Raw genomic sequence first — 10,171 nt, 5'->3', positions numbered from 1 at the left:
ACCCGCCGCGACGCTGGCGGTGACCGGCTCGGGGAGCTTCGCCAACTCGATCGTGACGGTGAGCACGACGGGCACGTTCGACCTCACCAACGCATTCAGCACGCCGGTCACCTCGCTGGCCGGTAGTGGCAGCGTGATGACAGGCTCCTTCGGTCTGGTGGTCATGAACGGGTCGACCACCTTTTCGGGTGTGATCAGCGGCGGCGGCGGACTCGAAATCGCCGGCGGCGTCCAGACTCTTTCGGGCATCAACACCTATTCGAACGAAACCCAGATCGACAACGGCGCCAAGCTGGCGCTGAAGGCCAATGGCGCGATCGCCAATTCGAGTGTCGCACTTGCGGGCGCAGCTACGCTCGACATTTCGCAGACCACTGGCACCAGTGTCGGCGGGCTGTTCGGTACCTCGTCCTCAGGCAGGGTGTCGCTTGGCGCGCAGACCCTCACCATCACCAACGGTTCGTTCTTCGATGGCGTGATCCAAGACGGCGGCATTGCCGGCGGCACTGGCGGCGGGCTGACCATTGCCGGCAATGCTGTCCAGCAGCTTGGCGGCGTGAACACCTATACTGGTCTGACCACGATCAACTCCACCGGCGAACTCGACCTGATCAACAGCGGCGTTCGTAGCGGCAGCATCGCCACCTCGAGTGCCGTCGTCAACAACGGCATTTTCGACATTTCCAATCTGGGTAACGGCGTCACGCCGGTCAGTACCTCGATCCAATCCCTGTCGGGGACCAATACCGGTGCCGTCGTCTTTCTCGGCGTCAATCAGCTGGTCCTGACCAATGCCAGCGGCACTTACGGCGGCAGCATCCAGGACGGCCTCGGAGGAGCCGGCGGCTCGCTGGCGCTAGCCGGCGGCATGGAAACGCTGACGGGCGCCAATACCTACTCTGGTGGCACCACGCTCACCGGCGGTACGCTGCAACTCGGCAACGGCGGAACGAACGGTTCGATCACCGGCAACGTGCTCGATAACGCGACATTGGCCTTCGATCGGTCAGACAATTACAGCTTTAGCGGTTTGATCTCCGGCTCCGGCGGCGTCAACCAGATCGGTACCGGCGCGACCACGCTGACCGCCGCTAACACCTATACCGGGCCAACAAATGTCACTGCCGGCACGCTCGCAATCGCTTCGACCGGCAGCATCACGTCGAACGTCACCAACAGCGCCACCTTCACCACGTCTGGAACAGTTACGGGGAGTCTGACCAACACGGGCACCGTCAACGCCAATGGCGGGGCGATCAACGGCGCTGTCGTCAACAATACCAACGGGCTGTTCAATGTCGGTGGCACGGTGACGGGTAATAGCACCTTCGCCAATGCCTTCGGCGCCACGCTGGCGATCGGAATCACCGGCGCCTACACCTTACAGGGAATGCTCTCCAACAGCGGCGTCGTGACGGTCGCGAGCGGCGGCCAGTTGACCGCGATTGTGGGAGGCATCATCAATCTTGCGGGCGGCACGGTTACGGTAGCGACCGGTGGTACCGTCAGCGACGATCTCAACAATGCGGGCACGGTGACCAATGGTGGCACCTACAATGCCAATATCGCCACAAACACCGGCAGCATCACCAACAACGGCACCTGGACTGGCAACGTCGCGGCGAACGCCGGCACCATCACCAACAATCTGACCTGGACCGGCACGATCGTCACGTCTGGCACATTCACCAATACAGCCGGCGCGACGGTGTCAGGGCTTGTGAGCAATAGCGGCACGGCGAGCAACGCCGGCACGTTCAACGGCGGCCTTACCAACACGGCTGGAACCTTTAACAATACCGGCACGATCAACGGTAGCACCACGATCTCCGGTGGGTCGCTGTTCGGTACCGGTTCGGCCGGCAATCTGACGATCGGCAATGGCGCGGTGTTCGCGCCGGGCAACGGCACGCCGGGCACATCGATGACCGTCAACGGCAGCCTGGCATTCTCGCAGGGTGCCTTCTACCAGGTGGCTATCAATCCGCAGACCGCCTCATTCGTCAACGTCACCGGGACGGCCACGCTCGGCGGTGCTTCGGTCCAGGCCTTCTTCAGCGCGGGCAGCTACGTCAGCAAGCAGTACGCCATCGTCAGTGCGGCTGGCGGCGTCGGCGGCACGTTCGGCTCTCAGGCCAACACCAACTTGCCGGCCGGTTTCAATTCGAGCTTGAGCTACGACGCAACCCATGCGTACCTCAATCTGGCGCTGAACTTCACACCACCACCAGTGACACCGCCGTCAGGGCCGAGCGCGCCGGTCAATAGCGGGTTGACGATCAATCAGCGCAATGTCGGCAATGCCTTGGTCAACTCCTTCAACACCGTTGGAACGATTCCGATCGTGTTCGGCGCGCTCAGCCCCGGAGGGCTGACGCAGGCTTCTGGTGAACTGCCGACGGCGACGCAGCAGACCACATTCGATGCCATGAACTTGTTCATGGGGTTGATGACCGATCCGTTCATGAACCGGAGCGGCGGCGCGGGTTCGGTGCCAGCAACTGGCTATGCAGAGGAGGGCGTTGTCAGCGCCCATGCCGCGACCAGGAAGACCGATGCGTTCGCGATGTTCACCAAGGCGCCACAAATCTTCGAGCAACGCTGGAGCACCTGGATTGCAGGCTATGGTGGGTCGCAGAGCACGGACGGCTACGCGGTGCTGGGATCGAACAACACCACCTCAAGCGTCTACGGCACGGCGGTCGGAGCCGACTATCTGTTCTCCCCGAACACGGTCGCGGGCTTTGCATTGGCTGGCGGCGGCACCAACTTCTCGGTGGCCAACAGTGGCAGCGGCCATTCCGACCTGTTCCAGGCCGGCGTCTATGTCCGCCACACCGAAGGGCCGGCGTATATCTCGGCCGCGCTGGCTTACGGCTGGCAGGACATCACCACCAATCGCACCGTGACCGCAGCGGGCTTCGATCAGCTTCGCGCCGAGTTCGATGCCAATGCTTGGTCCGGGCGGGTCGAAGGCGGCTACCGGTTCGTTGCGCCATGGACCGGCGGCGTCGGTATCACGCCCTATGCCGCGGGCCAGTTCACCACCTTCGATCTGCCTTCGTATGCCGAGTCAGTTTTGTCGGGCGCGGGCACGTTTGCGCTCGCCTATGGCGCCAAGGATGTCACGGATGCCCGCAGTGAATTGGGCTTTCGCACCGACAAATCATTCGTGGTGCAGGACGGCATCCTGACCGTGCGCACGCGCTTCGGCTGGGCGCATGATTACGATCCGAGCCGTTCGATCGCCGCGACCTTCCAGGCGCTGCCCGGCGCGGGCTTCGTGGTCAACGGCGCGGCGCAGGCGACTGACTCCGCGCTGACCACCGCGTCGATCGAGATGAAATGGAAGAACGGCTGGTCCGCCGCCGCGACCTTCGAGGGCGAGTTCTCCAACGTCACCAACAGCTACGCCGGCAAGGGTTTAGTCCGGTACGCGTGGTAGGTTTTCCAAGAAGCTCCACGTGCGGATCGCGCGTCGTTGAAAGTGCGTCTACCGCGTCTCAACACCCGCGGCAAATGCCCTTGATCTTGCGATCGAGAGCGATGTCCGCGGGATCGCGCTTTGTCTCAACCGGGATTTTGGCGTCGGCCTTCTTCGTCGCCACCGGTACGGCCGCCTTGGGCACCAGATGATGCGTTCGAGCATCAACAGTCTGTGTCGCGCAAAACGCGGGCACGATGATCGCCAAAAGCGTACAGATGGCGGATCTCACGAAACCCGCAGGTTTTCCGCGCTCTCCTTGCCCCGGTTCGCGACGACTTCAAACGACACTTTGGCGCCTTCGCGCAGCTCGCTCAGGCCAGCTTTCTCGACGGCCGAGATGTGGACGAACACGTCCTTGCCGCCGCCGTCGGGCTGGATGAAACCAAACCCCTTGGTCGCATTGAACCATTTAACTGTACCGGTCGCCATGTTCCGCCCTCAAGGTTGATCATTGTAGGTTCGTAGCCTAGTGCGAAGCCCCCTTGCCCGGCAAGCGAAACTAGCCGTAGTTGTGCCCATGAAGAAGATGAAGAAAAAGAAGGTAACACCGCGGGCGCCACCTGCGTTGACACCTATATCGGATCGCGGATGCGCGAGCGCAGAAACGAGCTTGGTCTGAGCCAGATGGCATTGGGCGAGCAGCTGGGCGTCTCATTTCAGTAAGTTCAGAAATACGAAAGCGGCGTGATCCGCGTGAGCGCCGCTCGCTTGTTCGAGATTTGCAGAGCTTTAAAGGTCTCACTCGCGAGCATGTTCGAGCGCGTAACCACCAGGAGGTTTTCCAGTGAAGATCGCACCACGATCCCGCCAACATCGTCGAGATCGCCGATAAGTACTGGATTTTGCCAGTTGGCACCGACAATAAATGATCGCAACGCCGCCTTCTCCTAGGCGGCCCGACTATCGATCAATCAGCGGCGCGGGAGGCAGCGGAGCGCCACCAACTGAGATGGGCCCTCCCTTGGGTGCCTGCGGTTTCTTGCGCTCGGCGATGACTGCCGGCTGTGGCCGACCGACGGGTGGGGCAGAGCTAATTCCGCGCCGGCAGGGCTCGAAGGGGCGGTGGGAGATAGGTCTTAATAGGTGCCGGCGCGGGCATTTGGAGGCCCTTCGTCCGACTGAGAGGTATGCTATGGGAATCCTTCCTGCAGATGGATAACGAGGGTTTATGTGTGACGAGTCTCGATATCGGAACAAAAATCTTTGGTAAAAATCGGTATGCCATTGTTTCCGCTAGGCATTGGGCCGCTGTCGCCTCGGCCTTTACTCTGCCATGGAGTACCAGCGGGCAAGCTATAACGGCCGCGATATTCGTCGTGCTTGCTCTCATCACGATAAAGCCCAGCGACTGGTTCTTGGCGCTGAGATCGCCGGCCTCGGCCGTTCCGATCGCGCTGCTCGGTTTATTGCTCCTCGGAATGTCATGGTCTTCCGATCCGACCGGTGCGGGAGGTATTACTCACTACTTTAAGTTGCTTTTTATCCCTATCCTGATAGCAACAGAGATCAGCCCTCGGCAGGGATTTCAGATCGCGTGCGGCTTCTTGACGGGATGCCTGATGGTCTTGGTGTTGTCACTGGCGTCCTTGACGTGGTCGTCCGGTCCATGGTGGTGGTTTAAGTCGGCCGGCATCCCCTTCAAGGATAACGCGGTACAAAGCGGCTGTTTTGCTCTTTGTGCTTTTGGGCTCGCTGTTTTAGCCACCCGCGCTGCTCATCAGATGAGAGTCCGATTGGCGGTTGGGTTGAGCGCCTTGGCGTTGCTGTTTTTTGCGGATATCTTTTTGATCTACGTTTCAAAAACGGGAATGATCGAGACGTTGGCTCTTTTTGGGCTGTTTTTGTTCTGGGAATTTGGTGGTCATCCGCGGGCGTTGCTATTGGCGATTCCAGTCGTCGTGATTGCGGTAATAGCGCTTTCATTTTCCGTTCCGGCCCAGCGCCGCCTCGCTGAAATAGCCACGGACGTTAGGGCGAACGATGCCTCGCAAGAGACATTGTCAACGGCCAGTCGTCGCGATTTCTGGCGTAAGGCGGTCGGCTTTATCGAGGAGGCCCCTCTACTCGGCCATGGCACCGGATCAACCAAGTCACTCTATGAATCGCTTCAGACGAGCGCGCCGTCGCCATATGGCGAGGCAGTCCCGGATCCGCACAATCAGTTCTTGGCGATCGCCATCCAGGTGGGCCTTCTGGGTGGCGCACTCCTGCTACTGATGTGGTGGGTTCATTTCTTCATGTTCTTCGACGGATCGCCAATATCGCTCATGGGGCGAGCGATCGTTGTTCAAAATATCGTTGGCTCGCTATTCAACAGCCACCTGTCCACGGTTACGCAAGGGACTCTTTATTGCGCCGCCATCGGCCTTCTCGGCGGTCTAGTAATCCGGAAATCGCATAGAAATTCGGATGGACAGTCATGAAAGCAGTCCGCCAGCTTGGCAATCTGCTGCATTTTTTTGCGCGATGCCTGAGATACCGAGTTCGGACGGAGGACTTGCAGATCAAAACACTTATGAAATTAAACCTCGGCGGCGCTACCGTTCTGGATATCGGTGCCAACAAAGGCATTTATTGTTTTTTTCTAGGCCGAGCCGTGGGCCGCAACGGAAAGGTCATCGCTTTCGAGCCGCAACCAGAATTGCGTGATCATCTCGAATGGTTGAAGAGTTGTTTGAAATGGAAAAACATCGAAATCCTAAACGTTGCCTTGTCAGAGGATAACGGAAGCGCGCTGCTTTCCAGAAAAAAAGTCGGCGACGGCAGCGCTTCGCTCGAGTCAGATCGACGATATTCTGACGGTGAGTCCATCGCGGTGGAAACCATGCGGCTCGACGACCTTCGCAACAGATTTTCCGATCTGGAATTCATTAAATGTGACGTTGAGGGGCACGAGCAAAGCGTCTTCCGGGGAGGCGAACAAACGATTCGTCATCACAGGCCGGTCGTTCAATTTGAAGGCGCGCCATCGGACGACGTCGATCAGAGTGTTTTTAAATTTTTTTGCAGTCTCGGCTACTCAGGTGTGATGATGATGGGAGGTAAATATCTGCACTACCTCAATCCAGATCGCGTGCCGCACTACAAATTTGGCCTTGGTGGCCATCGCGATTACCTTTTCTTTCCTCCGGAGGCGGTCGGAACAATCATTCCGATTGAGATGTTTAACTCGTTTCCGCCGCCGGCTCCTTAGCAGCACTTATACTGTGGTATCCAGATTTTGCTGATCAGGACGACTAGCAGCGCAATCCCGATTGCGATTGCTACTTTCCCCACGACTTTCGCCATTCGTTCAATTTTGAAGCATATGAAAAGATCATCAACACTCCTTTTTTGAGCCATGTAAGGCGTCTCCAGTTCACAGGAATAGCTCCACGCCGGCCTGGGTGAACTTGCGAACGTGCCCGGTCGAGATCCAGCCGCCCTCGATCGCCATCTTGAGCCCGGCGCGATCAGCTTGCGTGCTGCAGCTTCCGGGTCGGCATAGGGGCGGGCCTGGGCGAATTTCATTTCCGTCCCTTGATCGAAAGGCCGAGCCGCCGCGCCCGCTTGAGGATTAAATACGGCTTGCTGCCAGTTTTTTTGACAATGCCGGCAAGGTCCAGTTTCTTTGCCAACTCCACCAGCTCGCGCTGGGCAGCGTAGGATGCCCCTCCCTGTCGCTTCGGTTTGATGGCCATTATTCCTTCGGCTCCCTCAGGCGTTTCATGGTGAACTCGATATTGTAGCACTGCAGATCGCGCCAGCTCTCGACCTCGGTTTCGAACAGGTCTTTTGGCTATCGCGCAAAATAATCTTTCGCCTTCTTCCGAGTTTGGCTGACCTACCGGGTGAATTTTTCGCGGATGTAGGGATCGCGGGGCATATCCCATCAAAACTCAGGTCGAAGCGTCATGCAAACGGCACTACTGCTTGGGCTTGGAACGGGACGCGGCCGCTGTGGGTTCGAACAGCTTCTTCGTCCGTTCGTTTCCATACTCGCGCACGGCGCAGCGCAAGCATGGATTATCCGACGACGTCGCGCGCTCCATCACGCGCTTCAAGACCTCGTCCTTCGCCTCCGCAAGCTGGTCCACGTTGTTGACGAGATCGACCAGCAAGAAGTCCTTCGTCAGCGATTTTGGAAAACGCGGCTTCACGCGAAAGGAATATTTGCGTCGAACGAGTTGAAACTCGCCGTGGCGCTTGTGATTATAGACGACGGTTTTGTCGTAAAGCTGCGTCGTGCCTAGTCCGAGGCTGTTGTAAGCGTCAACAAGCGAAATTAGGCTTTCGCCGGGGCGAAAGTTTGATCTATGGCTTCCGACGGCTTCTGGTCGATCCTGCGCGCAATCCCAGACAGGTGCTGAACCGCGGAGAGTAAGGCCCTCAGTTCTGACAAGGTGATCGTCATCCCTGGACCACCGGAAGAACTCGCAGTGATAAGGTGCATTTTTCGGCTATACGTACGCGATCGGTTATCCGTTACTGAGATTCCAAGCGTCTTGCGAAGGTGGGCGTAAGGGGTTGCGGAGATAGATCCCTGAGCGGGTCGACCATCCGAAATATTCTTTCTAACGAACTCTGCATCGGGCAGATGACATACAACGTAAGGACACAGAGGTTGCAAGGCCGCGCGCTAGGAAATCCGGAGCAGTCGTGGACAAGGTTTGCGGCCTTCGAACCGATCGTATCGGTCGGAAGGCTCAGAAACGTGTTTCCCGCTTCCGACATTGGGAAAAGGAAGCGATAGCGAAATCCTTGCGGACCCTGCCTGCGCAGAAGGGACGTCTCTCACAGACATTAATCAATGAGGCGGAAGGCGTTCCCGCGGCGGAAACAGTCGTCAATCACTTCGGGTCACTTCATGCGGCGTATGCTGCGATCGGCTATGAGCCACTGGCCACAATTCCGTTTGGTATGAACGGGAAGTACTGGAGCAACGAGGCAGTCTTGCGAGGACTAAAGAAGCTTTACGCGGCCCAGGGACGCATATCGACGCGTCTTATAAATAGCTTTGCTGGCCTGCCTTCTGCCGTTCACATCCGGCGTCACTTCGGCTCCTTACCCGACGCGATCAGGCAGGCGGGCTTACCAGTATTATCGCATAGTCAGATTCCGAAGCGTTCATGGAACCGACGAAAAACGGCCGGATGCGACGAATACTATCTGGGGGTTCGCTGGACGGATTCGAAGCTTCTCCGGGCACACCGCAGAGACGCAGAAGAAGTAGCCCCCGGCATTAAACCAACCCATCCCATCCCCGACTGACGCTAGTCTAGATGTGCCTAATTATTATTTCGGCCCGCGCATGCCCAGCAAGGACAATAGCAGGACAGGGGGCCCGGAGCCCAGATGGAGTTGTCACGTTGCAGTTATGCAGCTGTTTTTAGCGCCGGATTTCCACAATCGGGGCGCTCGACCAGCTCAGGCGCCGCTTTCCCGGATCACCACCGCCAAAGCGAACCGCCACAGGCGCCGGGCAAGGCTGACCGCCTCGCCCCGCAGAATCACCTGCCCGCGCAGAATCCGGGTGACGGGAGCGGAATGGCCTTCGACGACGGCCAGCCGCACCCGGTACAGGGTCCGATCCGGGACCAATTCGTTCTGCTTTTGCGGCCGAACCGCGATGGGACCACCCATGGTCGATGCCAGCGCCGGATCGGGCAGTACCGTGGTGCTGGCCCGCGCGATCTCGGTCAGGCGCAGCGGAAATTCGATCCTGGTATCGGCCTCGGCGATAAAGCTGGCGGCATCGCCGACATTGATCCGGTCGAGATCGGCTTCATCGACATACGCCTCGACGGTCATGCTGGTAGGATCGATCACCGACATCAGCCGCGACTTGGCGGCAAGCCAGCTGCCGGGGTCCAGCGCTTCGGCGACATCGACGACCTCGCCCGCGATCGGCGTCGTCACGTCCAGCCGCGATTTCTGATCCTGCAGCGCGCGATATTCGGCACGCGCGGCCTCGTATTCGCGCTCGGTAACCTGGCTGCGCGCCAGCAGTTCCGGATTGGCGCCCCGCGCCCCGAGCTGCCATTCCGAAATCTCGATTTCGGTGCGGGCGCGGCCGAGGCGGTAGTCGAGGTCCGGCGAGGCCAGTTGCACCAGCGGCGCGCCCTTGGCGACGCTGTCGCCGTCATGGACGCTGATGCTGGCAAGCCTGGCGCCGAATTCGGGCGCGAAGATATCGATATGCTGCTGGCTCTTGAGCAGCGCCGGCGCCTCGACGGCCGAGCGCCATGGCACCAGCATCAGCAACAGGATCGCGACAGCCGCGGCCGCCGTCAGCGCGGTGCGTATGTTGAGGTGGATGTCGGCACGGCGACGCCACCAGGTCAGCGCTTCCCGCACCACCGGCATGACGACGAAATAGCCGACCTCGACCGCCATCATCGTAATGCCCAGGATCTTGACCGCGAAGTGATAGACGATCGCCGCGATGCCGAGGAACAGCGAGAACCGGTACACCCAGGTCAGGAACGCGAACACCACCAGCAGGCGGCGGCGATGCGGCGGCATATCCTCCGGCACCGGATCGCCGAGCTTGAGCAGCGTTTCGCGCAGCGACCATTGCGCCAGCGCAAACGCGCGGGTGTGCAGGTTCGGTACCTCGAGCCAGTCGGACAAGACGTAATAGCCGTCATAGCGCATGAACGGGCTGGCGTTGATCAGCACCGTGGTCAGCCAGGTCGAGGTCGC

General features: G+C 59.3%; 11 protein-coding genes. 5 read left to right on the top strand and 6 right to left on the bottom strand.

All coding sequences use genetic code 11. The features are described from left to right. Positions 1 to 163 precede the first annotated feature (163 nt). Positions 164 to 3,445 (top strand): autotransporter outer membrane beta-barrel domain-containing protein, encoded by a 3,282-nt coding sequence (locus tag GSQ88_RS05815; protein ID WP_210253754.1) that lies wholly within the window; start codon positions 164 to 166, stop codon positions 3,443 to 3,445. Between the two features lie 58 nt (positions 3,446 to 3,503). Here GSQ88_RS05815 and GSQ88_RS35170 read toward each other — a convergent pair whose 3' ends face one another. From GSQ88_RS35170 to GSQ88_RS05805, 3 genes are all read right to left on the bottom strand, one after another. Beyond that, positions 3,504 to 3,692: a hypothetical protein gene (locus tag GSQ88_RS35170; protein WP_210253753.1), complete on the bottom strand. Its 189-nt coding sequence runs from the start codon at positions 3,690 to 3,692 to the stop codon at positions 3,504 to 3,506. 20 nt (positions 3,693 to 3,712) lie between these two features. Continuing rightward, complete coding sequence (locus GSQ88_RS05810) at positions 3,713 to 3,916, bottom strand: cold-shock protein (RefSeq protein ID WP_159006439.1); 204 nt, start codon at positions 3,914 to 3,916, stop codon at positions 3,713 to 3,715. A 236-nt stretch (positions 3,917 to 4,152) separates the two neighbouring features. Then, positions 4,153 to 4,362 carry a hypothetical protein gene (locus tag GSQ88_RS05805; RefSeq protein ID WP_159006438.1) on the bottom strand — a complete coding sequence of 70 codons (210 nt, stop codon included), beginning with the start codon at positions 4,360 to 4,362 and terminating at the stop codon, positions 4,153 to 4,155. Positions 4,363 to 4,638: 276 nt separating this feature from the next. Here GSQ88_RS05805 and GSQ88_RS05800 point away from each other — a divergent pair, with 276 nt between their 5' ends. Beyond that, positions 4,639 to 5,910 carry an O-antigen ligase family protein gene (locus GSQ88_RS05800; protein ID WP_159006437.1) on the top strand — a complete coding sequence of 424 codons (1,272 nt, stop codon included), beginning with the start codon at positions 4,639 to 4,641 and terminating at the stop codon, positions 5,908 to 5,910. Beyond that, entirely contained in the window at positions 5,907 to 6,680 is a 774-nt protein-coding gene (locus tag GSQ88_RS05795; protein ID WP_246735077.1) for an FkbM family methyltransferase, read from the top strand. Before GSQ88_RS05800 ends, GSQ88_RS05795 begins: the two co-directional genes overlap by 4 nt. Positions 6,681 to 6,993: 313 nt before the next feature. Here GSQ88_RS05795 and GSQ88_RS05790 read toward each other — a convergent pair whose 3' ends face one another. Both GSQ88_RS05790 and GSQ88_RS35165 read right to left on the bottom strand, forming a co-directional pair. Continuing rightward, positions 6,994 to 7,167 (bottom strand): hypothetical protein, encoded by a 174-nt coding sequence (locus GSQ88_RS05790; RefSeq protein WP_159006436.1) that lies wholly within the window; start codon positions 7,165 to 7,167, stop codon positions 6,994 to 6,996. 225 nt (positions 7,168 to 7,392) lie between these two features. Then, a complete protein-coding gene (locus tag GSQ88_RS35165) occupies positions 7,393 to 7,587 on the bottom strand; it encodes a hypothetical protein (RefSeq protein WP_210253752.1) in 195 nt (64 codons plus the stop codon). Positions 7,588 to 7,979: 392 nt separating this feature from the next. Between GSQ88_RS35165 and GSQ88_RS36130 the strand changes: the two genes are divergently transcribed. Together GSQ88_RS36130 and GSQ88_RS34905 are read left to right on the top strand one after the other, a co-directional pair. Further along, entirely contained in the window at positions 7,980 to 8,219 is a 240-nt protein-coding gene (locus GSQ88_RS36130) for a recombinase family protein (RefSeq protein WP_159006435.1), read from the top strand. Further along, positions 8,126 to 8,737: a hypothetical protein gene (locus GSQ88_RS34905; protein WP_174247926.1), complete on the top strand. Its 612-nt coding sequence runs from the start codon at positions 8,126 to 8,128 to the stop codon at positions 8,735 to 8,737. Before GSQ88_RS36130 ends, GSQ88_RS34905 begins: the two co-directional genes overlap by 94 nt. A gap of 156 nt (positions 8,738 to 8,893) precedes the next feature. Here GSQ88_RS34905 and GSQ88_RS05775 read toward each other — a convergent pair. After that, positions 8,894 to 10,171 (bottom strand): efflux RND transporter periplasmic adaptor subunit (locus tag GSQ88_RS05775; protein WP_159006434.1); only part of this gene is annotated, 1,278 nt, incomplete at its 5' end.

It is taken from the genome of Bradyrhizobium sp. S69 (assembly GCF_009766005.1).
GTDB lineage: Bacteria > Pseudomonadota > Alphaproteobacteria > Rhizobiales > Xanthobacteraceae > Bradyrhizobium.
Note: the sequence above shows the minus strand (reverse complement) of the source record. Positions and strands in the feature narration are given on the sequence as shown.

Bases quoted from the DNA above. Each gene is read 5' to 3' on its own strand.
- GSQ88_RS05810 (WP_159006439.1), bottom strand. From the start codon at position 3,916: ATGGCGACCGGTACAGTTAAATGGTTCAATGCGACCAAGGGGTTTGGT.
- GSQ88_RS05815 (WP_210253754.1), top strand. From the start codon at position 164: ATGAACGGGTCGACCACCTTTTCGGGTGTGATCAGCGGCGGCGGCGGA.
- GSQ88_RS05790 (WP_159006436.1), bottom strand. From the start codon at position 7,167: ATGGCCATCAAACCGAAGCGACAGGGAGGGGCATCCTACGCTGCCCAG.
- GSQ88_RS05795 (WP_246735077.1), top strand. From the start codon at position 5,907: ATGAAAGCAGTCCGCCAGCTTGGCAATCTGCTGCATTTTTTTGCGCGA.
- GSQ88_RS05800 (WP_159006437.1), top strand. From the start codon at position 4,639: ATGGATAACGAGGGTTTATGTGTGACGAGTCTCGATATCGGAACAAAA.